The sequence below is a fragment of the Tenacibaculum finnmarkense genomovar ulcerans genome (assembly GCF_900239495.1).
Taxonomy (GTDB): domain Bacteria; phylum Bacteroidota; class Bacteroidia; order Flavobacteriales; family Flavobacteriaceae; genus Polaribacter; species Polaribacter ulcerans.
Genome location: NZ_OENE01000048.1, coordinates 74,076 through 97,225, shown reverse-complemented (window position 1 = coordinate 97,225; position 23,150 = coordinate 74,076). Strand labels below are relative to the sequence as shown.

General features: G+C 31.0%; 24 protein-coding genes. 12 read left to right on the top strand and 12 right to left on the bottom strand.

All coding sequences use genetic code 11. From position 1 onward, the window contains the following. The first annotated feature begins 24 nt into the window (after positions 1-24). From rluF to DPIF8902391_RS10935, 5 genes are all read left to right on the top strand, one after another. On the top strand, positions 25-1,005 hold the full coding sequence (gene rluF / locus DPIF8902391_RS10955; RefSeq protein WP_172505841.1) for a 23S rRNA pseudouridine(2604) synthase RluF: 981 nt from the start codon (positions 25-27) through the stop codon (positions 1,003-1,005). A gap of 96 nt (positions 1,006-1,101) precedes the next feature. After that, complete coding sequence (gene tgt, locus DPIF8902391_RS10950; protein ID WP_172505840.1) at positions 1,102-2,232, top strand: tRNA guanosine(34) transglycosylase Tgt; 1,131 nt, start codon at positions 1,102-1,104, stop codon at positions 2,230-2,232. Between the two features lie 11 nt (positions 2,233-2,243). Next, complete coding sequence (locus DPIF8902391_RS10945; RefSeq protein WP_083501072.1) at positions 2,244-3,329, top strand: LptF/LptG family permease; 1,086 nt, start codon at positions 2,244-2,246, stop codon at positions 3,327-3,329. Further along, positions 3,316-4,215 carry a DMT family transporter gene (locus DPIF8902391_RS10940; protein ID WP_058885179.1) on the top strand — a complete coding sequence of 300 codons (900 nt, stop codon included), beginning with the start codon at positions 3,316-3,318 and terminating at the stop codon, positions 4,213-4,215. The genes DPIF8902391_RS10945 and DPIF8902391_RS10940 overlap by 14 nt, the downstream gene beginning before the upstream one ends. A gap of 90 nt (positions 4,216-4,305) precedes the next feature. Next, positions 4,306-5,262, top strand: a complete 957-nt coding sequence (locus DPIF8902391_RS10935; protein WP_058886270.1) for an acetyl-CoA carboxylase carboxyltransferase subunit alpha — start codon at positions 4,306-4,308, stop codon at positions 5,260-5,262. 74 nt (positions 5,263-5,336) lie between these two features. Here the strand turns inward: DPIF8902391_RS10935 and DPIF8902391_RS10930 are convergent, their stop codons facing one another. Then, on the bottom strand, positions 5,337-5,969 hold the full coding sequence (locus DPIF8902391_RS10930) for a 7-carboxy-7-deazaguanine synthase QueE (RefSeq protein ID WP_058885178.1): 633 nt from the start codon (positions 5,967-5,969) through the stop codon (positions 5,337-5,339). A 120-nt stretch (positions 5,970-6,089) separates the two neighbouring features. On the opposite strand from DPIF8902391_RS10930, the gene DPIF8902391_RS10925 reads away from it, so the two are divergent. Beyond that, positions 6,090-6,650 (top strand): hypothetical protein, encoded by a 561-nt coding sequence (locus tag DPIF8902391_RS10925; protein ID WP_058885177.1) that lies wholly within the window; start codon positions 6,090-6,092, stop codon positions 6,648-6,650. A 61-nt stretch (positions 6,651-6,711) separates the two neighbouring features. Here DPIF8902391_RS10925 and DPIF8902391_RS10920 read toward each other — a convergent pair whose 3' ends face one another. Beyond that, on the bottom strand, positions 6,712-7,389 hold the full coding sequence (locus tag DPIF8902391_RS10920; protein WP_172505839.1) for a ZIP family metal transporter: 678 nt from the start codon (positions 7,387-7,389) through the stop codon (positions 6,712-6,714). Between the two features lies 1 nt (position 7,390). Then, positions 7,391-8,116 (bottom strand): class I SAM-dependent methyltransferase, encoded by a 726-nt coding sequence (locus DPIF8902391_RS10915; protein WP_058885175.1) that lies wholly within the window; start codon positions 8,114-8,116, stop codon positions 7,391-7,393. Between the two features lie 114 nt (positions 8,117-8,230). Between DPIF8902391_RS10915 and DPIF8902391_RS10910 the strand changes: the two genes are divergently transcribed. Then, positions 8,231-9,409, top strand: a complete 1,179-nt coding sequence (locus DPIF8902391_RS10910) for a THUMP domain-containing class I SAM-dependent RNA methyltransferase (RefSeq protein ID WP_058885174.1) — start codon at positions 8,231-8,233, stop codon at positions 9,407-9,409. A 56-nt stretch (positions 9,410-9,465) separates the two neighbouring features. Here the strand turns inward: DPIF8902391_RS10910 and DPIF8902391_RS10905 are convergent, their stop codons facing one another. The 5 genes from DPIF8902391_RS10905 to DPIF8902391_RS10885 all read right to left on the bottom strand — a co-directional run bounded on the left by DPIF8902391_RS10905 (position 9,466) and on the right by DPIF8902391_RS10885 (position 13,996). Next, on the bottom strand, positions 9,466-10,044 hold the full coding sequence (locus DPIF8902391_RS10905; protein ID WP_058885173.1) for an NAD(P)H-dependent oxidoreductase: 579 nt from the start codon (positions 10,042-10,044) through the stop codon (positions 9,466-9,468). 102 nt (positions 10,045-10,146) lie between these two features. Next, positions 10,147-10,422: an HU family DNA-binding protein gene (locus tag DPIF8902391_RS10900; RefSeq protein WP_058885172.1), complete on the bottom strand. Its 276-nt coding sequence runs from the start codon at positions 10,420-10,422 to the stop codon at positions 10,147-10,149. Positions 10,423-10,605: 183 nt separating this feature from the next. After that, positions 10,606-11,550 (bottom strand): methionyl-tRNA formyltransferase, encoded by a 945-nt coding sequence (gene fmt / locus DPIF8902391_RS10895; RefSeq protein ID WP_172505838.1) that lies wholly within the window; start codon positions 11,548-11,550, stop codon positions 10,606-10,608. A gap of 24 nt (positions 11,551-11,574) precedes the next feature. After that, positions 11,575-13,461: a RecQ family ATP-dependent DNA helicase gene (locus DPIF8902391_RS10890; protein WP_058885171.1), complete on the bottom strand. Its 1,887-nt coding sequence runs from the start codon at positions 13,459-13,461 to the stop codon at positions 11,575-11,577. A 4-nt stretch (positions 13,462-13,465) separates the two neighbouring features. Beyond that, positions 13,466-13,996, bottom strand: coding sequence for an AAA family ATPase (locus tag DPIF8902391_RS10885; protein ID WP_172505837.1), 531 nt, complete (start codon positions 13,994-13,996; stop codon positions 13,466-13,468). Positions 13,997-14,107: 111 nt separating this feature from the next. Between DPIF8902391_RS10885 and DPIF8902391_RS10880 the strand changes: the two genes are divergently transcribed. The 5 genes from DPIF8902391_RS10880 to DPIF8902391_RS10860 all read left to right on the top strand — a co-directional run bounded on the left by DPIF8902391_RS10880 (position 14,108) and on the right by DPIF8902391_RS10860 (position 18,244). Continuing rightward, positions 14,108-14,389 (top strand): DUF493 family protein, encoded by a 282-nt coding sequence (locus tag DPIF8902391_RS10880; RefSeq protein WP_172505836.1) that lies wholly within the window; start codon positions 14,108-14,110, stop codon positions 14,387-14,389. Positions 14,390-14,508: 119 nt separating this feature from the next. Further along, on the top strand, positions 14,509-15,405 hold the full coding sequence (locus tag DPIF8902391_RS10875) for a hypothetical protein (RefSeq protein ID WP_058885168.1): 897 nt from the start codon (positions 14,509-14,511) through the stop codon (positions 15,403-15,405). Continuing rightward, complete coding sequence (locus DPIF8902391_RS10870) at positions 15,368-16,747, top strand: peptidylprolyl isomerase (protein ID WP_232127430.1); 1,380 nt, start codon at positions 15,368-15,370, stop codon at positions 16,745-16,747. Before DPIF8902391_RS10875 ends, DPIF8902391_RS10870 begins: the two co-directional genes overlap by 38 nt. Before the next feature lie 107 nt (positions 16,748-16,854). Further along, entirely contained in the window at positions 16,855-17,808 is a 954-nt protein-coding gene (locus DPIF8902391_RS10865; protein ID WP_172505835.1) for an AAA family ATPase, read from the top strand. Between the two features lies 1 nt (position 17,809). Beyond that, positions 17,810-18,244: a nuclear transport factor 2 family protein gene (locus DPIF8902391_RS10860; protein ID WP_172505834.1), complete on the top strand. Its 435-nt coding sequence runs from the start codon at positions 17,810-17,812 to the stop codon at positions 18,242-18,244. A gap of 81 nt (positions 18,245-18,325) precedes the next feature. Here the strand turns inward: DPIF8902391_RS10860 and DPIF8902391_RS10855 are convergent, their stop codons facing one another. The 4 genes from DPIF8902391_RS10855 to DPIF8902391_RS10840 form a co-directional block, all read right to left on the bottom strand. Beyond that, positions 18,326-20,551, bottom strand: coding sequence for a M1 family metallopeptidase (locus DPIF8902391_RS10855; protein ID WP_172505833.1), 2,226 nt, complete (start codon positions 20,549-20,551; stop codon positions 18,326-18,328). 272 nt (positions 20,552-20,823) lie between these two features. Beyond that, positions 20,824-21,327 (bottom strand): DUF6702 family protein, encoded by a 504-nt coding sequence (locus DPIF8902391_RS10850; RefSeq protein ID WP_144430045.1) that lies wholly within the window; start codon positions 21,325-21,327, stop codon positions 20,824-20,826. A gap of 62 nt (positions 21,328-21,389) precedes the next feature. Next, positions 21,390-22,202, bottom strand: coding sequence for a carboxypeptidase-like regulatory domain-containing protein (locus DPIF8902391_RS10845; RefSeq protein WP_172505832.1), 813 nt, complete (start codon positions 22,200-22,202; stop codon positions 21,390-21,392). Beyond that, entirely contained in the window at positions 22,199-23,032 is an 834-nt protein-coding gene (locus tag DPIF8902391_RS10840) for a carboxypeptidase-like regulatory domain-containing protein (RefSeq protein ID WP_058885164.1), read from the bottom strand. The genes DPIF8902391_RS10845 and DPIF8902391_RS10840 overlap by 4 nt, the downstream gene beginning before the upstream one ends. Between the last annotated feature and the right edge of the window lie 118 nt (positions 23,033-23,150).

Here is a 23,150-nt window from a genome sequence, read left to right as displayed (position 1 = left end):
GGGATTTTCTTTTTCTTTGCACTAATGGAAAATCAAAAAAACAACAATAAAGTTTCAGTAAATCTTAATAAATTTATCAGTAGTACCGGGATTTGTTCTCGTAGAGATGCTGAAAAATATATTAGATCAGGTAGAGTTACCATCAATAAAAATGTAGCACAATTAGGAAATCGAGTTTCTAAAGGAGATGACGTTCGGGTTGATGGCCGACGTTTAATAGTAAAAGAAACGATACTTTATATCGCTTTAAATAAACCCGTAGGTATTGTTTGTACGACCGATAGTCGAGAAAAAGACAATATTGTAAAGTTTGTAGGGCATCCCGACAGATTATTTCCGATAGGTCGTTTAGACAAACCATCGGAAGGGTTAATTTTTTTAACCAACGATGGCGATATTGTTAATAAAATTTTAAGAGCAGGAAACAATCACGAAAAGGAGTATATTGTTAGTGTTGATAAAAAAATAACTGACGAGTTTATTGCTAAAATGAGTAACGGAATACCGATATTAGGAACAGTAACTCAAAAATGTAAGGTTGAAAAAATAACAGATTTTATCTTTCAAATTACCTTAACACAAGGATTAAACCGTCAAATTCGTAGAATGTGTGAATATTTAGAGTACGAGGTAACTAAATTAAAGCGTAATCGTATTATGAATGTTTCTTTAGGAAATTTAAAATCTGGAGATTGGCGCGAGTTAACCGAAGAGGAAATGAACGAAATTAATGAAATGATTTCAAGTTCGTCTAAAACCGAAGAAGCTTCTGATTTTAAGAGTGATAAGTTGATGCAAAGCAAGCTAGCAAGGGAAGAAAATCAAGCAAGGCAAGCAAGGCAAGCAAGTAAATCAGGTCAAAAAGGGCAGGCAAAACAAGCGAAAAAAGCAAAGAAAAAAGAGCTAGTTAACAAAAAAAGTGCTGCTTTTAGAAAAAATTCTCCTAAAACCATACGAACTGTAAAAGCAAGTGCAAAAGGAAAATCGGCAAGAAGACGTAAATAAAGTACGTTTTATAACGGATAAAAAATAATAGCTAAAAAAAACCTAAAAACACCCCATACGTTTATTTTTTAGTAAATAAACGTATATTTGTCGCCTATGCAATTCGACTTAAAAATAACAGACCCAAAAAGTAAAGCCCGCGCAGGAGTTATTACTACAGATCACGGAACAATTGAAACACCAATTTTTATGCCAGTAGGAACTGTTGGTACAGTAAAAGGTGTGCATCAATCCGAACTAAAAGATGAAATAAACCCCGATATAATTTTAGGAAACACCTATCATTTATACTTACGCCCAAAATTAAAAACTTTAGAAGCCGCAGGTGGTTTGCATAAGTTTATGAATTGGGACCGCAATATTTTAACTGACAGTGGTGGATATCAAGTATATTCATTATCAGGAAGAAGAAAAATAAACGAAGAAGGCGTAAAGTTTAAAAGTCATATTGATGGTTCAATGCACTTTTTTACACCAGAAAATGTAATGGAAACTCAGCGTACTATTGGTGCTGATATTATCATGGCTTTTGACGAATGTACGCCATATCCTTGCGATTATAACTACGCAAAACGTTCTATGCACATGACGCATCGTTGGTTAACACGTTGCGTAAATCACTTAGAAAAAGTACCTTTCAAATACGGGCATAAACAAGCATTTTTCCCGATTGTTCAAGGAAGTACTTATAAAGATTTAAGAAAACAATCTGCAGAATATATCGCATCCGTAGGAGCAGAAGGAAATGCCATTGGAGGATTATCAGTAGGTGAACCAGCCGATGAATTATACGCAATGACCGAAGTTGTAACGGCTATTTTACCTGAAGACAAACCTCGTTATTTAATGGGAGTTGGTACGCCAATTAATATTTTAGAAAACATCGCACTAGGTATTGATATGTTTGACTGTGTAATGCCAACACGTAACGCTCGTAATGGAATGTTATTTACCGCACACGGGTCTATCAATATTAAAAATAAGAAGTGGGAAAACGATTTTTCTCCTATTGATGATATGGGAATTACCTATGTAGATACCATGTATTCTAAAGCATATTTACGCCACTTATTTGCGGCAAAAGAAATGCTAGGAAAGCAAATTGCTTCTATTCATAATTTAGGGTTTTATTTATGGCTTACAAGAGAAGCTAGAAAGCATATTATTGCTGGCGATTTTGTACAGTGGAAAGATAAAATGGTCAAACAAATGGATAACCGTTTATAAAATATTTTTTTTTGAAGATACTTGATTGGTACATATTAAAGCGTTTTTTGGCAACATTTCTATTCACCTTATTAATATTAATACCTATTGCGGTAGCTATTGATATTGCCGAGAAAATAGACAAGTTTTTACGAGAAGAAACCTTAACATTTTTTGAGGTTGTAAATGATTATTATGTGAATTTTATTATTTACTACGCCAATACATTTATGCCCTTGGCATTATTTATTGCGGTAATATTATTTACCTCAAAACTAGCAAACAATACCGAAATTGTAGCGATAAATGGATCGCAAGTATCTTTTACCCGATTTTTATATCCTTATTTTATAGGAGCAACAATTGTGTGTTCGGTGGCTTTATTGATGAATCATTTTTTTGTGCCATCGAGTAGTAAAACCAGAAAGAAGTTTGAAAGAACCTATTTAAAAAAGCGAAAATACTCCGATCATACCATTAGAGAGTTTAGTTTACAATTAAATGACAGTACGTATATTTATCTTCAAAGTTTTGATTTAAAAAGAAATACAGGCTATAATTTTACCACCGAAATTTACGATGGAATTCAATTAAAACAGCAATTATCGGCCGATAATATTAATTGGAGTGAAAAAGACAGTACTTTTAAGCTTTATAATTGGAAGTTAAGAAAAATTTTCAAAGCCCGTGACAGTATTTTTTCAGGAAACAATGTAGATACCACCTTTGCTTTTACCCCTAAGGACTTTAACTATAAAAATGTAATGGCGCAAGAAATGCGAACGCCAGAACTAATAAAATTTATAGAAATGTCTAAAGATAGAGGGATTAAAAACTTAAATATGTATTTGGTTGAACTGTATAAACGTACCAGTTTGCCAATAGCCTGTTATATTTTAACCTTAATTGCGGTAGGCTTGGCATACAAGAAAACCCGAGGAGGAATAGGGGCTAATTTAGCATTAGGTATTTCGTTAATGTTTCTTTATGTATTCTTTTTAAAGGTAGCAGAGGTACTAGGAGCGGTGGCAGGAGCAAACGCCTTGCTAAATGTGTGGATACCAAACATCGTTTTTGGTTTGTATTCACTTTATTTATATTTAAATGGAAGAAAATAAGTTAAAAAACTATCTTCATTTACATTTCATTGTATTTATTTGGGGTTTTACCGCCATACTTGGTGCGTTAATTTCAATAGATTCAGTACCCTTAGTTTGGTATCGAATGTGTTTGGCGGTGGTTTTTATAGCTATTTATTTTTTTTTTCAAAAAACATCCTTTAAAGTTGATAAAAAAGGACTTTTAAAATTTGCTATTTCAGGCGTAATTATTGCCGTTCACTGGATTACTTTTTTTGAAGCGATAAAGGTATCAAACGTATCGGTAGCCTTAGTAACTATGAGTACAGGCGCTTTTTTTGCAGCACTTATTGAACCCTTATTTTTTAAACGAAAAATAGCCATTCTCGAAATTGTATTAGGGATGCTAATTATAGGCGGTTTATACCTAATTTTTAATTTTGAAAGTCAATATACCTTAGGAATTATATACGCCTTGATATCTGCTTTTTTATCGGCATTATTTGCGGTTTTAAATGGTATTTTTATCAAAAAATATGAGGCAAAGATTATTTCATTTTATCAATTATTATTTGGAGCTTTAGCCATTACTTTGTATTTGATTTTTACCCATAAATTTACTGTTGATTTTTTTCAGATACCAACAAACGATTGGTTATATTTACTGCTTTTAAGTAGTATTTGTACGGCGTATGCGTTTATTGCTTCGGTAAAAGTGATGAAATACATAACACCTTACACGGTGATGTTAACCATAAATTTAGAACCCGTTTACGCTATTATTTTAGCCTTAATAATATTTGGTGAAAAAGAACAAATGAGCGCTGCTTTTTATTACGGAGCAGTGGTTATTTTATTAATTGTTTTAGCCAATGGAATTTTAAAAAATAGAAGTGAAGTAAAAAAGAAATTCACTAAAAAATAATCTTTTTTAAAAAAAGTAAAAAGCTAAAAATTACAATTTTTTAGTATGTTTGCTTTTACAAACAACAAAAATATAATCAAACTATATATAATGGAATATTTAGATTTTGAACTACCTATAAAAGAACTAGAAGAGCAGTTAGCAAAATGTATTGCTTTAGGAGAAGAGAGCGATGTTGATGTTACAGAAACGTCTAATAAGATTGAACTAAAATTAGCAGAAACCAAAAAAGAGATATATAAAAATATAACCCCTTGGCAGCGTGTACAATTATCACGTCATCCAAACCGTCCTTATACTTTAGATTATATTAAGGCTATTTGTGGCGATACTTTTATGGAATTACACGGTGATCGTAATGTAAAAGATGACAAAGCGATGATTGGTGGTTTAGGTAAAATAGGCGATCAGTCGTTTATGTTTATTGGTCAGCAAAAAGGATATAACACCAAAACACGTCAGTACCGTAATTTTGGTATGGCAAACCCTGAAGGATATCGTAAAGCGTTGCGTTTAATGAAAATGGCAGAGAAATTTGGTATTCCTGTGGTTACTTTAGTAGATACTCCTGGAGCATATCCTGGTTTAGAAGCTGAAGAACGTGGACAAGGAGAGGCAATTGCTCGTAATATCTTAGAAATGACCCGTTTAAAAGTGCCTGTTATTACCATTGTTATTGGTGAAGGAGCATCAGGAGGTGCTGTAGGTATTGGTGTTGGAAACAGGGTTTATATGATGGAAAATACCTGGTACACGGTAATTTCACCAGAATCTTGTTCTTCTATTTTATGGCGTAGTTGGGAGTATAAGCAAAAAGCTGCCGAAGTGTTAAAATTAACGGGGGAAGATATGAAGCGATTAGAATTAATTGACGGAATTATTGAAGAGCCATTAGGAGGAGCACATGCTAACAGAGAAGGCGCATTTAAAGCGGTACAAGCACAAATAATAAGTGCTTTTGCTGATTTAAAAGATTTAAGCGAAGCAGAATTAATTACCCAACGTATGGATAAATACGAAAAAATGGGTGTTTATAATGAGAAATAAAAACTATTTTTTAGTTATTACATAATAAAAAAGCAACCTATTAAGGTTGCTTTTTTGTTGTTTTTATTAATTATTTAAGGAATATTTAAAAATTTATGCGTTTGTAACGAAATGCGCCATTTTGGGTTTTTCATCACATAATCTATTATTAACGGAGTCATTTCTTCTTTTTTACTCCATTCAGGTTGTAAAAATAATTGGCATTTTTTGCCAACCTTATCAGCTTGTTCTTCCGCAAATTTAAAATCATTCTTATTATGAATAATCATTTTTAACTCATCGGCTTCTTTGTAGCATTCCTTTGTAGGTAATTTTGTTTTTTTAGGAGATAAGCAAAACCAATCCCAAACACCAGAAAAAGCATACGCTCCTGAGGTTTCGATATGTGTTTTCATGCCGTGATCCTGTAGTTGTTTTGTAATATAATCTAAACTCCACATTAAAGGCTCTCCACCAGTAATTACTACGGTTTTAGCTAGTTTTTTAGCGTTTGAAACAATAATATCGGTTTTGGTTGGCGGATGCAAATTAGCATCCCAACTTTCTTTAACGTCGCACCAGTGGCAACCCACATCACAACCTCCGATTCTAATAAAATAAGCCGCAGTACCTGTGTGCGATCCTTCTCCTTGAATAGTATAAAATTCCTCCATTAATGGAAGCATTTGCCCTTTATCAATTAACTCTTGTACTTCTTTTTTCAACATAAGGATGCAAAGATAGTTAACATTAAAATTTTATGGATCATTTTTGTTACTTTTACGTTATTTATCAAGAAAAAAATAATGCAACCTAACTTTTAACTTTAAATAATTAATAAAAACTAGATGAAAAGTATAATCAAACCATTAATAATCGCTTTAATATCAGTAGTATTCATACAATGTGAAAATAGTAAATATGATATTTCTAAAGGAAAAGTAGGTGAATTAACCAGTAAAACAACCCTGAAACAGGTAGATGTCATTTTTAAAAATGATTCTATTGTAAAAGTTTTAAGCGAAGGAGCAAAGGGAAGCGACTTTTTTCAAGAAGATGATAAGTATTTAATTTTTGAAAAAGGCGGGAAGCATTTATTAACAATTGTACCAAAAGAACAGTTAGATTCAGTATCAACAATTAAAAGTATCGAGGTTTTTGATAAACGATTTAAAACCGCTTCTGGTTTAAATATTAATTCGTCATTTCAAGAAATTAATACGAATAACAGCATTAGCAAAGTAGAGTCATCATTTTTATCAGTAACCTTATTTATTGATGATTTAAACGCTACAATTTCTTTAGATAAAGAAGATTTAGGTTTAAAAGATTTTAGTACTCAAAAAGTAAGCATTGAGCAAATTCCTGATTTAGCAAAAATTAAATCATTTACAATTTGGTTTAATTAAAAAACACAAAAAGTAGAGACGCGATTTATCGCATCTCTACTTTTATATATGGAATTATAAATTAAAGTGTAAAAACAGTAAGCAAAACGCCTAAAATAATTGCTGTAAATTTCTTTAAATTAAATTTATGATTTTCTGAACTTTCAAAAAGTATGATGGTTGAAATATGCAGAAAAACCCCAATAATTAAAGCGGTAATTTCTGTGTGATAATCGCTAAAAAAAGCTACTTTATCAGAAACTAAAACACCTAACGGGCTCATAAACGCAAAAATACTTAAAAATAAAATAATTGTTTTTTTACTGTAGTTTGTTTGTAATAAAAAGGTAGTTAAAACAATAGCAATCGGAATTTTATGCACAATAATTGCTCCTAGCAAGTTATCGCCAGCATGATGTATTGGTAAGCCTTCCGAAAATGCGTGAATACACAAACTAATAAACAACAACCACGGAAATTGTGATTTATCGGAATGTACATGAATATGCCCGTGTTCAGCTCCTTTTGAAAAAGACTCTAATACCGATTGAATAACAATTCCAACCAAAATTAAAATTCCAATTTTTTTAGCATTGTGCGTGTGCATATAAACCTCGGGAAGTAAATGTAAAATAGTTACCGATAACAAATAAGCACCACTAAAGGCAAGTAATAATCGAACGTGTTTATTGTTTGGTTTTAATATTAAAACGAGCAAAGCGCCAATTAAAACGGCAATAATTAATAATATATAACTCATGCTATTCTCCAATCAAAATTAATCTATCCGAAGTGTTTTTATCAAATTCATTTAAAGCATAATCACCAAAAACATGCTTTAATTTTAAGCCAGCTTCTTTAAAATACAATTCCATTTTATCAAGGGTTAAAAATTTTACCTGCTCAGTGTAATTGTGTTGTTTTTTATCGGCAATAAATGAAATGTGTTTTAAAATAAAACCATCTTTAATTTCTCTTTTAATATTGAATTCAATGCCATCAATGGTTTTTACTTCTGCATTAACCAATGATTTTTTTACTTTTTCAACATTTAAAAAATCTAAAACGAATACACCTTGCTTTTTTAAGCCATTTTTAACACTTTTTAAAATAGCAATATCTTGCATATCGTCATCAAAATAGCCAAAACTGGTAAATAAATTAAAAATAGCGTCGTATTTACTTTCTAAAGCATTTCGCATATCCCAAACTTCAAAATTGAGTGTTTCATTTTCAAACTGTTTAGCATATTCAATACTATTTTTACTTAAATCACCACCTGTTACTTTGTAATTAAGGGAGTTTAAATAAAGCGAATGTCGTCCTTTACCACAAGCTAAATCAGCAATATGGCTTGTTTTAGGGAGTTGTAAAAATGTTGTTATATTGCGCATAAAAAACTGTGCATCGGCATCGTTTCTGTGCTTGTATAACGTGTGATAGTAAGTTGTGTCGAACCAAGAGGTAAACCAGTCTGTTGTTTTCATAAGTATAAAAGGTCTGCAAAAATACATAAATCTTAGCTTTTTTAGATTGAAACAAGAAAAGATTCCTATCAAGCCAAAATTAGCTGTACTTTTGTAACGAAATTTTACAGTTATATGGAGAAAGATTTTAAAATGACTGCCGTTACGATGGCAGGTTTAGAAGGTGTACTAGCAGATGAACTAAGAAAGCTTGGTGCCCAAGAAGTTAAAGAAGGAATACGTAATGTTTCTTTTAAAGGAGACACGGGGTTTATGTACAAGGCAAATATTGCGTTGCGCACAGCAATTCGTATTTTAAAACCAATTAAAAAAAGTAAAATTTTTGATGAGGAAGATTTATACGAGGCAATTCAACGTATAAAATGGGATAAATACATTGATGTTGATGGAACTTTTGCTATTGGAGCGGTTGTAAATTCTAAGAATTTTACAACAAATTCACATTATATCAGTTTAAAATCAAAAGATGCGATTGCTGATTATTTTGTGAATAAATATAAAAAGCGCCCGAATGTCGATTTAAAACACCCTGATGTTAAAATTCACATACATATTCATAACGAATGGTTAACAATTTCGTTAGATTCTTCTGGTGATTCATTACATAAAAGAGGCTACAGAAGCGCTACAAATATTGCGCCAATCAACGAGGTTTTAGCAGCAGGATTAGTATTGTTATCGGGGTATAAAGGTGATGAAAACTTTATTGACCCAATGTGTGGTTCGGGAACTATTTTAATTGAAGCAGCAATGATTGCTAATAATATTCCTGCAAATATTAACCGTAAGCATTTTGCTTTTGAAGGCTGGAAAGATTACGATGAAGATTTATATTTTGTAATTCAGGATGCTTTGTTGAAAAAAATTACAAGCTCTCATTTTAAAATAATGGGGTTTGATAAAGCACCTTCGGCAGTTACCAAGGCGAAGCAAAATGTTATTAATGCTAATTTAGAAGAATTTATAGGAATTCACCACGTAAACTTTTTCAATTCTAAGAAAGAGGTATTTGGAAACACTACTATTTTATTTAATCCTCCTTATGGAGAGCGTTTAAATATTGATACTGAAGAGTTTTACAAGAAAATTGGAGATACTTTAAAGCATAATTATCCAGGCTCAATGGCATGGTTAATTACTTCAGATATACAAGCATTAAAACATGTTGGTTTACGAACTTCAAAAAGAATACCGCTTAAAAATGCCGATTTAGATTGTCGTTTTGTAAAATATGAACTTTATGAAGGAAGTAAAAGAATTAAAAATGATTTTGATGATGAAAGAGAAGCTTAATATTATTATATAATAAAAAAAATCCGAAGTAAAATTACTTCGGATTTTTTTGTGCTTTATTTTAATTGTTCACCTAACAGGGTTATTTTTTCTATCCATTTGTTTCTAAACGAAATACTAGAGTTTTTAATAGGCGAAATATAGGTTGTTTTAACAGGGCTAATACCACAAAATTCTAAAGTTCCTTTTTTAAATTGACGTAGGGCAGGGCTTTTCATCACTAAAAAATCATACCATCGAGGCGTATCGGTGGTGATAATTATTCTTGCCGATTTTCCTTTTAATAATTTTTCAGGAAATGGTTTTCCTTCTATAGGTTGATAGGTAATACCTGGCAAAAATGTACGGTCAATAAATCCTTTCATAATAGCGGGAGTGCCTTGCCACCACATCGGGAATATCCATACGATATGTGTTGCTTTTTTTATTTTATCAATAGCGATTAATAAATCGGGCTCTAGTTCGGTTCTTTTACGATATCCAAAGGCTAAATTCGGGTTAAAATCTAAATCAGCAATATTAATTTGAGATAAAACCGCCGTTGTTTTACTAGCACCTTTTAAATAAGCTTCGGATAATGCGTAATTATAACTCTGTTTATCTGGGTGTCCGTTAATAATTAAAACATGTTTCATGATCATTGTTTTAGAATAATACTAAAGTATAAAAATCAATAACAAAAAAAACAGCATTTAGTTTCCTAAATGCTGTTTTAAAATATATTTTAAGAAAAATTCTTAGTTGTTTACAGAATCGCTTAAACCAGCACCTGCCTTAAACTTTACTACATTTTTAGCAGCAATTTGAATTTCTTTTCCTGTTTGAGGGTTTCTACCAGTTCTAGCAGCTCTTTCAGAAACAGACCAAGTTCCCCATCCAACTAAAGCAACTTTTTCTCCAGCTTTTAAAGAAGTAGTAACGTTAGTAGTTAAAGAGTCTAATGCAAGTTTAGCAGAAGCTTTAGAAATTCCTGCATCAGCAGCCATTGCATCGATTAAATCTGATTTGTTCATAATTTTAATATTTTTAAAAATTAATTTTTGTTTTTCGCTTAATAGCTCAACAAATATAGTAGGAATGGAGTTCCTTGCAAGTTTTTAGATCAAAAAAACAGTCAATTGTTAATAACATTCCTGAAATTGTTAATAACCCTACTTGTTTTTCGTTAAAAATGGCTAAAGCCGATGTATAAAGGCTTACAGGGCTTTTGCATCTTCAGAAAATTGAAAACCATTTAATAAACTTTTAGCATCCATTAATTTTTTACCTGAAATTTTAATTTCATTAATAATAAGATACCCCTCTTTTACGGCAATTTTTAATTCTTTTTTAGAAGTTACAAGAGTTCCATTGGCTAAATCATGCTCGGCAAATTCTTTTGTTGTTCCGTATATTTTAGCTGAAATTTCTGTTTCGCCATTTTTTATGCTTGTCCAAGCGGCAGGATATGGGTTTAATCCACGGATATGATTGTAAATATCATTTAAAGATTTAGACCAATCTATTTTACAGTTATCAGCAAACAGTTTATGTGCAGGCTTTTCTTCTAATTCGGGTTGTTTTGTCGTAGGAACATTTCCTGTGGCGATTAAATCTAAGGTTTCAGCAACTAAACCAGCACCTAAATTCATTAATCGGTCGTGTAGCTGCCCAACAATTTCATCATCTTTAATAGCTACCGATTTTTGTAAAATAACTTCACCTGTATCTATTTTATCATCAATAAAAAAAGTAGTAACACCTGTTTTAGTTTCGCCATTAATAATAGCCCAATTAATAGGAGCGGCACCACGATAATCAGGCAATAAAGAAGCGTGCAGGTTAAAAGTACCAAATTCAGGCATTGCCCAAACTGTTTTTGGCAACATTCTAAAAGCAACGACAATCTGTAAATTAGCGTTCCATTTTTTTAAATCTGCCTGAAAGGCTTCATCTTTTAAATTTGTAGGCTGTAAAATAGGAAGCTCTTGAGAAAGCGCATATTTTTTTACAGCAGATTGGTTTAGTTTACGACCTCTACCAGCAGGTTTATCTGCCGCGGTAATTACGCCAACTACATTATAATCATTTTCGATAAGGTGTTTTAAAATGGTTACCGCAAAATCAGGCGTTCCCATAAAAACGATGCGTAAATCTCTCATTTATAGTAAAGTTTATAGTAAAAATTATAGTAAAAAATATTTATTGTTAGTAACGCTAATTTTTTCTTCGGATAAAAGCGTTCGTAAAAGTATTAAAATGTTAGCTTCTTTTTGGTGCAGGGCTGTAGCTATTTGAGCAACAGTTAAAGCATCTTTTTTGTTTAATAAGCTAATAATTTGCTTCGGATTAATATAAAACGTTTGTTTATGTTGTAGGCAAACATCGCAAATACCACAATTATTAGTAGTCTCTTCATTAAAATAATTTAATAATTGCACGCTTCTACAAAGGTCATTATTTTTTAAAAAATGAATTAAATCTTGCTGTTTTTTCTTTTTTTGAGCTAAATACAGCTCAATATTTTTTGAAACCCTATTAATTGTTTTATCATCTTCTCTTGGCTGTAAAAAAAATAATTCAGAATTATCATTTGCTTTTTGGTATTCAAGTATATTTTTTTCAAGCATTCGTTCTAATTCCTTTACAACTTGCCAGGAGGTAATGCCTGTTTTTTTGGCGATATAAAATTCATCAATTTTTACAGGATTTTCAAAAACTCCGCCATATAAACGCAAAAGTGTTTGTATAAAATTTTTTGCTGCTGGATTTTGCTGCCAATATAAAATCACCTGTTTGCTTGAAACGATAAAATAAATGCTTGATTTTTGTTGAAAATTGGCATTTAATTCAATAATTCCGTTGCTATTTAACAGTTGTAGAACAGCATGTGTTTTAGTTGCGTTAAAGGTATATTTTGTACAAAATTCTAAGAAATTAAAATCGAAAGCTGTTTCAATCAATTCGCCTTTTGTAATTTGAAATTGCTGATATAATTTTCGATGAACTAATTTTATATCAGCAATATTAGGAAGTGATTTTTCTAATAAATCAGTACTTTTTTTGAGGTCATTCTGATTGTTTAAAACTACTGAGAAAGCTTTGTTTCCGTCTCGTCCGCCACGCCCAGCTTCTTGAATATAATTTTCGATAGATCCAGGAAGGTTTAAATGAATTACCACCCGCACATTTGGCTTGTCTATTCCCATTCCAAAGGCATTTGTGGCAACTATAATGGGTGTTTTTTCGGTCATCCAATTATCAAAAGCACGTTCTTTTTCTTGAATTGTTAAGCCTGCATGATAAAAAGAACTCTTAAATCCTTTCGCATTTAAATAGCTGGCAATATTTTTTGTTTTGGCTCTTGAATTTACATAAACAATTGCCGAACCTTTTGTTTTGGTAAAAATCTGATTTAGTTTACGAAGTTTATCATCGGTTTGAAAAATTTGATAGGCTAAATTTTTTCGATAAAAAGATTTTTTGAAAATTTTAGGGGTATCAAGTTTTAGCGAAACAATAATATCGTTCACAACCTTTTTAGTTGCCGTTGCTGTTAAGGCGATAAAAGGGACTTTTGGTTGCAGTTCTTTTAAAATAGCAATATTTTGATACGAAGGACGAAAATCGTGTCCCCATTCTGAAATACAATGCGCCTCATCAATGGCAATTAAATTAACCGCTAGTTGTTTTATCTTTTCTTGAATAAAACGCGACTGTAAACGTTCGGGAGAAATGTATAAAAATTTCGTTTTTCCGAAGCGAATATTGTCAAAAAGTGTAATTATTTCGTCTTGAGAACTTCCTGAAGGAATTATTGTTGCTTTTATTCCTCTATTAACAAGGCTATCTACCTGGTCTTGCATTAGGGCAATTAGTGGCGAAATAACAATGCAAACGCCATCGTTAATTAAAGCAGGAATTTGAAAACAGATAGATTTTCCACCGCCCGTAGGTAACAAGGCGATGGTATCTTTTCGGTTTAAAACAGCCGTTATAATTTCTTGTTGAGGTGCTCTGAAAGATTGATGCTTCCAGTAATGCGTTAATATTTCTATCGATTTTTCATACATTTTTTTAAATCGATTGTAAAATAAAATCGCAGCGTTCCCTTACAGTTCCAAAAGGAACAGTTATAATTTCATAACCAATTTCTAGGTATGATTTTTTTAAAAATTCATCAATCTCGACTGCTTGTTCAAAGGTTTCATATCTTTCATTATCAGATTTATAAATACTTTTCCATGGTGGGCACATAAATACTTTAGTATATAAATACTGACCACTTTTTTGTTTGAAAATAGGCGGGTATTCACTTCCTAAATAATTCATGTACGCATGTACATCTGGTATTCCTCTGTCAAAAAAAATGATATCTGCATCATTCTTTTCAGCATCTAAATATTGTTGTTCTCTACCTTGCAGTAGCATTTCACTAAAAAGCAAAGGTTGTTCTAAAAACAATTGCTCTATTCCTTCTTTTTTGGCCTTTAGCGTTACTTCTCTCGAAATTTCAGGCATGCAATTATAACCAAGATTTATAAACTCGTTTAAAATTGAAGACTTGCCTGTGCCAGGACCACCTATTAAAACTATTTTTTGTTGCATGCTGCAAAAATATAAGTTTCAATTTATAAATGTAATAAATAGTGTAATTTTGTGCCAGATCATTTTTTAAGGATGAAAAATTAATTTTAAAAACGATAATAGTTAAGTATTATGTCAGATAGAGAAGCATTTTATATTAAATTGAAAGGACAATTAGAAGACACAACAACATTTCCTACGAAATATTTGTTTAAATTTATTGTACCTACGGATGAAAATCAGGCAGAAGAAGTAAAAGAAGTGTTTAGTAATGGGGGGGCGGTTATTAAAACCAAACAGTCAAAAACAGGTAAATATAACAGTCTTTCTATTTTTTTAAATGTTAAAAATGCCCAAGAGGTAATTGCTTATTATAAAAGAGCAGATGTTATTAAAGGTATTATTTCATTATAATATCAAAAAAAATTTTTGAATAGCCTTAAAAATTTTAATAGTTTTTAAGGCGTTAAAAACCGATTTGTAGTTGTTGCAAATCGAAAAAAAGAAGTAAAAATAAACGCAAGTATATTTAAGTGAGTTTAAAAAAACATATAATCAGTAAAAAAATAATTAAAAAAACACTCTTTTTTTTAATTGCATTATCTGTTGTTTCCTGTGATTTTATCAGTTTAAAAACAAAAAAAGTATCAGAACAGCACAAACCTATTGCAACGGTTTATAATAAAAATCTTTATAAAAAAGATATTGAAGAGCTGTTACCAAAAGATATAAACCCAAAAGATAGTGTTGTTATGGCACGAGGGTTTATTTACTCATGGGCAAAAAAACAATTATTATTAGCTAAGGCAGAAGAAAATATATCGGAACTTAATAGTAAAAAAATAGCGGACCTAGTTCATAATTATAAAAACAGTCTGTATATAAATGGCTACAAAGAACGTTTAATAAAACAACAGTTAGATACTGTTGTAGCCTTGCAAGAAATAGAAACGTATTATTATAAAAATAAAGAAAATTTTAAATTAAACGAAGAAATTTTACAATTTGAATATATTAACTTTGGAAAAGATTTTTTAGATAAAGCCGAGGTTATTAAAAATTTTAAATCATCAAAACAATCCGATAGAGAAGAATTAGAACGTTATTTGTTAAACTTCAAATCGTATCGATTAGGAGATACAACCTGGGTGCCATTTTCTTATTTGCCTAAAATAATCCCTCCTTTTCAGCTGCAAACCACGCAAAGTTTGTTAAAAATTTCAAAATACATACAAAAAGAAGATAGTTTAGGAGTATATTTGGTGGCTGTAAAAAAGAGGTTGCCAAAAAATGCGAGCGCCCCTTTAATATTTGTACGTCCTAGGATTAAGCAAATAATTTTACACAAAAGAAAATTAGAATTAATTAGAGAGATAGAAAAAACCTTGATAAATGATGCAATTCAAAATAAAAACTTTAAAGAATACTAGCCTGTTATTTACCTTTTTTTTGGTAGGTTTAGGGAGTGTAAATGCACAACAAAACAAAGTTGATGGTGTGGCTGTGGTTGTTGGTAAAAACATTGTTTTAGATTCTGATATTGATAAATTTAAACAAGAAGTTGAGGTTAGAAGCGAAGGGAAAATAAAAATTTCTAACTGTGAAATGTTAGAGGAACTAATGGAACAAAAATTATTAGCTCACCATGGAGTTATTGATAGTGTTGTTGTTGCTCAGTCAGATGTTGATAGTAAAGTACAACGAAGTATTTCTTATTTTACCAACCAATACGGAAGTGAAGAAAAAGTAATTAAAGCCTATGGTTTTAACGATATTGAAGACCTTAAAAAAGAATTAGCGAGGGTACAAAAAGAAAATATTCTTATTGAAAAGGAGCAGTTAAAGATTACAGAAAAAGTAGATGTAACTCCCGAAGAAATACGTGTTTATTTTAAAGGATTAAATGATAAAAATGAATTGCCAGAAATTCCTGCGCAAGTATCGATAGCGCAATTAGTTTTAAATGCAGAACCAACACCGCAAGAAATAGAACGTGTTATTAACAAGCTTAATGAAATTAAAAAGCAGGTTGAAAATGGTGCTAGTTTTAAATTAAAAGCAATTATAAACTCTGAAGACCCAAGTGCTGCTCAAAACAGCGGAAACATGGGGGTTATTACCAAAGAAACTAACTTTGTAAAAGAATTTAAAGAAGTAGCTTTTTCATTAGAAGAAGGGCAAATATCAGCACCTTTTAAATCGCCTTTTGGATACCATATTATTTTACTAAATAAAATAAGAGGTAACGGACGTGAGGTTTCTCATATATTACTACAGCCAGAAATTGCTGATGAAAAATTAAAAGAAACAAAACAAGCTATTCAAAATATTGTAAAAGATATTAAAGAAAAGAAAATAACTTTTGAAGATGCTGTAAAAAAATATTCAGAAGAAGAAGAAACTAAAAACAATGGCGGGTTATTAATTAACCCATATACACAAGAAACTACTTTTGAATTAACTAGAATGGCACCAGAATTATTTGGTAGAATTAGCGAGCTTAATCAAGGAGATTTATCAGATATTCATTATGATGAAACTCGAGAGGGTAAAAAAATGTATAAAGTGATTTTATTAAAAACAAAAACACAAACACATAAAGCAAATCTGGTAGATGACTATGTGAAATTACAAGAATTTGCCTTGGCGAAGAAAAAAGAAGAAAAAATTGCCAAGTGGTCTAAAGAAAAAATACAAGAAACCTACATCAAATTATCAAGCGATTATAAGAAGTGTGTCTTTAAAAAAGACTGGAAAAAAGAACATAAATAATCCCTACTAATTTTAGTAAAACAAGAATCCCGCCTTTAGCGGGATTCTTGTTTTTTAATAGTTTCTAAAACACTATTTTTGAAATACGTAAATTTAAAATTTATTCTATGTCAGATGTAGCCGCTGTAAATAATTTAGTTAAAAAATTCAGTCAATTACAACAAGAAATAGGTAAGGTTATCGTTGGGCAGCAATCGGCTGTTGATTATACGCTATTATCTGTTCTTTGTGGAGGTCATTCTCTTTTAATAGGTGTGCCAGGATTGGCAAAAACACTGCTAGTAAATACCATATCGGAAGTATTGGGTTTGCAGTTTAGTCGTATTCAGTTTACACCCGATTTAATGCCTTCGGATATTTTAGGAAGCGAAATTTTAGATGAAAACCGTCAGTTTAAATTTATAAAAGGACCTATTTTTTCTAATATTATTTTAGCTGATGAAATTAACCGTACACCGCCAAAAACCCAAGCTGCTTTATTAGAGGCGATGCAAGAAAAATCAGTAACTATTTCTGGAAATCACTATAAATTAGACCTGCCATTTTTTGTGTTAGCCACCCAAAATCCTATAGAGCAAGAAGGAACATACCCGTTGCCAGAAGCCCAATTAGATAGGTTTATGTTTTCTATTCATTTAGAATACCCTACATTTGAAGAAGAAGTTCAGGTAGTAAAAAATACCACATCAACAAATAAACCAGCCGTAAATTCTATTCTTTCTTCTCAAGAAATTATTGAAATGCAACACCTAATTCGAAAAATTCCAGTAGCCGATAATGTTATTGAATATGCTGTTGGTTTGGTGGCTAAAACACGCCCAAAATCGGAAAAATCAATGCCTTTAGTTAAAAAATATATCGATTGGGGAGCAGGACCAAGAGCTTCACAAAATTTAATATTAGCCGCTAAAGCATACGCAGCTATAAAAGGTAAGTTTTCGCCCGATATTGAAGATGTTCAAGCAGTTTCAGTACCAATATTATCGCACAGAATTGTTAAAAATTACAAAGCCGAAGCCGAAGGAATTACTATTGAACAAATTATTAAATCATTATTTTAAGATGAAAAAAGTATTTATAGCAACACTGTTATTATTAATTAGTTTCTCTTGTCAAAAGGAAGTGTCAGAAAAAGAAGCAAAGAAAGAAATTTTAGCCGTTATGAAAGCCCAAGAAACCGCTTGGTCAAACCATAATTTAGAAGGCTATATGCAAGGCTATTGGAAAAGCGATTCTCTAAAATTTTACGGAAGCAACGGGCTTACCTATGGATGGAACAAAACCCTATCGAACTATAAAAAAGGCTATCCAACAAAAGCGCATTCAGGAGTTTTAAAATTTAAAGTAAATGATATTTCAAAAATAACCAATGGCTCTTATTTTGTAATGGGCGAATACCATTTAACCCGAAAAGTAGGGAATGCCAAGGGTGTTTTTATGATTATTTTTAAGAAGATAAAAAATCAATGGAAAATTATAGCAGATACTTCTTGTTAATAAATTAGCTATTTATAAAATTAAAAACCCGCTTTTAAAGCGGGTTTTTTGTTGTTTTTAATGTTTGAAAAAATATCAAAATTATTTTTTCGCCTTATTTTTAAAGCGGTTAAATTTACTTGTTTTTTTCTTAGGCCAGCTGTTATTTGTAGTGTCAATATCAGCAGTTTCTAAATCAGGATCTATTACAAAGCTTTTTATTTCTTTATCCGAAGAAAAAACACGGAATGCTTTTTGATCATTATTCATCCAAATTTGAGCAGGAAAAGTTTCTCTCTTTTTACTGCCATCAGCGTATGTTAATTCGATAATAATTGGCATTGGTAAACCTCCTGGCTTTTCAAATTCAACCTGATACATATACTTTGGTAATGCTTTTAAACGTGCTTTTTTATCGGCAGGTAAACTATTAATATAGTTTTCTACTTCCGATGAATTTGCAGCTTTTTTATCGGTTGTTAAAAAAACTAATTTACCTAAACCAGCAAAGTAAGAAGGATATTTTTCTTGTAGTTTTTTCGTTTTTTCGTTTGGTTTATTCGATAAAAATAACGATTTTACTTCTTTTATTGCAATATCAGTATAATCTGTTGAATAAAACCAACCTCTCCAAAACCAGTCTAAATCCATACCAGATGCGTCTTCCATAGTTCTAAAGAAATCAGCAGGAGTAGGGTGTTTAAACATCCATCTTTTAGCATAGGTTCTAAAAGCATAATCAAATAATTCAGGTCCCATAATGGTATGACGTAACATATATAAACCAGCGGCAGGCTTTGTATAAGCATTTGGTCCGAAGTTTTTTACGTAATCACCCTGCGACATAATTGGCGATAATCTGTTTTGATCTAAACTCATATAACGCACAATATCTTTGGGTAAATTACCCGTATTGAAGTTTGGGTCGTAGTCTAATTCTGCTAAGGTTTCAACAAAAGAATTTAAACCTTCGTCCATCCAAGTCCATTGACGCTCATCAGAATTTACAATCATCGGGAAAAAGTTATGCCCAACTTCGTGTGTAATAACACCAATCATTCCGTTTTTAACCCTATCAGAATAGGTTCCGTCGGCATTAGGACGTCCGTAGTTAAAACAAATCATCGGGTATTCCATTCCTTGTTTTTTTGCATGAACAGAAATTGCTTTTGAATACGGATAATCAAAAGTCATTTTAGAATATTCTTCTAAAGTATTGGCCACAACCCTTGTTGAATGTTGCTCCCATAAAGGGTTTCCTTCTTTTGGATACAAAGAAACCGCCATAATATTTTTACCATTTATTTTTACAGCCATGGCATCCCAAATATATTTTCTTGAAGATGCAAAAGCGTAATCACGTACGTTATTTGCCTTAAAGTGCCATGTTTTGGTTTTGGTAGATCTTCCTTTTTCGTTTGCTTCTGCTTCTTTTTGGGTAACAATAAAAACAGGGTTTTTGTACGATTTTCTAGCCTTTGCAAAACGCTTACGTTGTTCTTTGGTTAGCACCTCTTTTTCATTTTGTAATTGACCAGTAGCATCTACAATATGATCGGCAGGAACGGTTAATTTAACGTCGTAATCGCCAAATTCTAATGCCCATTCACTACGTCCCCAAAATTGCATGTTTTGCCAACCTTCAACGTTGTCATAAACAGCTAAACGAGGGAAAAACTGCGCAATAGTATAGTTTTTGTTTCCGTCAGGAAATAATTCAAAACCAGAACGCCCACCGTCATCAACAGAATTATTAATTAGGTAGTTCCATTTTATTTTAAAACTAAAAATTTCGCCCGATTTTAATGCTTTTGGTAAATTAATACGCATCATTGTGCGATTAATGGTATATGATAAATCATTTCCATTTTCATTTTTTACTTCTTCTATTTTGAATCCAAAATCTTTAGAAATCCCTAAGTTTTTTGCTACAAATTTTTCAGGAGTTTGAAAAATACTCGCTTTTTTAGACTCCGCAAGCGGGCTTTTAGAATCTGGAGCACGCATATTTTGATCTAACTGCACCCATAAATAGTCTAAATTATCTTTAGAATTGTTATGGTAGGTAATTGTTTGGTCACCATATAATTTATTAGCAGCTTCGTCTAAATGTAAGTTCATTACATAGTCAACTTTTTGCTGAGTATATTGATGTCCAGGCGCTCCTGATGCTGTGTGTTGGTCGTTTGGTGTAGCCAACACATTTTTTAATTGACGAAATTTGTTCTGATCAATATGACCTTTTTGAGGCTCTTTATTTGTTGTTTGTGCAAATAGTGATGCAGATACAAAAAGAGCTGAAAATAGTAGTGTAGAATATTTTCTCATTTTCTTTTTTTAATTTTAAAATATCGTGGTAAGTTACTGAAATTTGAGTAGTAGAAAAATTTGTTTTAAAACTTTAACAAACCTTTTATAGCCTGTTTAATTTGTATAAAAAAAGCGATACTTTTAAGAGCATCGCTTTTTTATAAAAGATGATTATTTGTTTTTTATAAAAGATGATTATTTGTTTTTTATCTGTAGAAAATAGTTAGATTATTAAAATCAAGTGATAAAAAGGTAAGTAGATAGTTTTGAGTATTTTAATAAAAATAACCTTAAAATTTCAACAATCCTGTATTGTTTTTTTTATCTAAAAATAAACTTTTACGTTCTTTTTTTACAGAAGCTTTTACTAAATTTTGTTGTTCAGCAAAGTACTTAATTAACATGTTATTTTCTATTTCAATGGTTTTTAGGCTTGCTATGTTTTCTATTTCCAAATAAAAATAGATAATATCGCCATCGTATTCTTTACCAATAAAATGATAAGCAACCTGTTTTTGGTTAATTTTAATCTTAAAATTTTTTTCTAAATACTTAACAAAAAGTGAGTCAACATTTTTCAATTCTTTGTTTGATGTTAATTGTAAATCGACATTATACTCTTTATTTATGGCTGTTTCTATGTCGTCCATAAAAACATTCATAATCATTTGTACTGATTTTGTTTCTTCTTGATAGCTAATTTCAGTTAATGAAATATAGTATTTATGAAGGCTAAAAGCGAGTAGTGGAAGGATAAAAAAAAGTAGGCTTATTTTTATGATATTTTTATTCATGTATCTTTTTAAGTTTATTTTTTGATGTTTTTATACTGATAAATGCGCCAAATTACTCTTTTTTACTCTTTGTAATCGTTTAAGTTTAATTTTTTGAATTTTTCGGCCTTCTTTTTTAAAAATAAAATCATATTTATTTCGCCAGCGTGATAGGTTTCTTCAAATTTTTCATCCGAAGTACAATAATAAATAAATTTATAAATGTCTGCTTTTTTTATCTTGTATTCTTGCACAATAGCCGCCGAATAACTGTTTTTTATCTTGTGTACTTTTACTTCTAAACTTTCGATGGCTTTTAGTTTTTTAAGCTTTTTTATCCTTCCAGAAGCGCTGTTTATAATGTAGTCTAACGAAATTACATTCGCCAAACCAAAGGTAAAAGGCTTACTTCCTCCCATAGCGGTTTGCAGTGTTCTTTCGGCAGGTGTTAGTTGTTTAGAGCCTGCATAAGGCAGGTTTAATGTTGTCGCATTTATTTGAGCTGTTGTTTTTATATTTTTTATATCGGAGGATAAAAAGCCTAGCAAATCATTTTTTTTAAGGGTTATTTCATCTAATTCATAGGCTTGTTTATGTAGTTTAAAGCTGTTTTTTTGAATCCCGAAATGATTTGTGTTCACTTTAATACGGATTGATTTATAACCAACAAACGATATTTTTAAAGAATCATTTACTTTAGCTAAAATTCTAAACTCCCCCGCTTGATTGCTAAAAGTTCCTTGTTTTGTGGTTAAGTTGATGATGTGCGCATTATAAATAGCGGCAATTTTATCGTTCACGCTTCCGTATAAAAATTTTCGAGGTATTTGTTGTTTTTGCGCCTGTATTTTTAAACAAAAAAGTACTAAAAACAAGATATAAACTATTTTTTTCATTCTACTGAATTTATAATTTTTAAATAATTTTCACTTTGTTGTTGAAGTATTTTAAGCATTTCTAAAACCCTGCCTTTTTTGTATAATTCTTCAATACCTAAATAATTGCAATAATTTAAAAAGTGATGGTATTTTTCTTTGGGGATTTTCAACTCGATAAAAAAGAATTTTTCACCAAATTCCGATAGCAATATTTTAGGAAAGTTCTCTTTAAATTGAATTTCTTTTCGAAGCCTTCTTTTTTCGGCGGCATATTGGTCAATTCCTGCTCCAGATTTGATAGAAACACCTTCAAACCTTGCTGTAGGATCAACTTGCTTTCTCATGTCGGGCGCTTTGATACGCGCTGTTGCATCAATTTTTGAAATAACAATTTGGTTAAAATCAATCATTGAAAAATCTACTGCTTTTTTTGATTTTATCGCCCCAAAATTTGTAGGAACTTCTTTTAAATCGCTGAATAAACGCCCTTTTAATTGATGCTTTTTTAAGGTAACTTCGTCTAGTTCAAAAGTTTCTTTACTTAAAATAAAGCTGTTTTTTTGAATCCCAAAATGATTTGCGCTCACTTTAATACGGATTGATTTATAACCAACAAACGATATTTTTAAAGAATCATTTACGCTTGCTAAAATTCTAAACTCACCAGATTGGTTGGTAAAAGTTCCTTGTTTTGTCGTTAAATTGATGATGTGCGCATTATATAGGTTTCCAATAGTATCTTTAAGGTTTCCGTATAAAAATTTTCGAACTGTTTTTTGCTTTTCTTGAGAGATAGTAACTTTAATAACACTAAAAAGGAATAAAATTAACAGGTATTTTTTTTTCATATATTTTTTTTGAACACTGGTTATTTTTATTTTTAAAAATCGTCAAAAGCACTTCATGTTACAAATAAACCACCTAATTGTCTTAAAAATGTTGTAATGCTATGGTAAATTTTTGTTA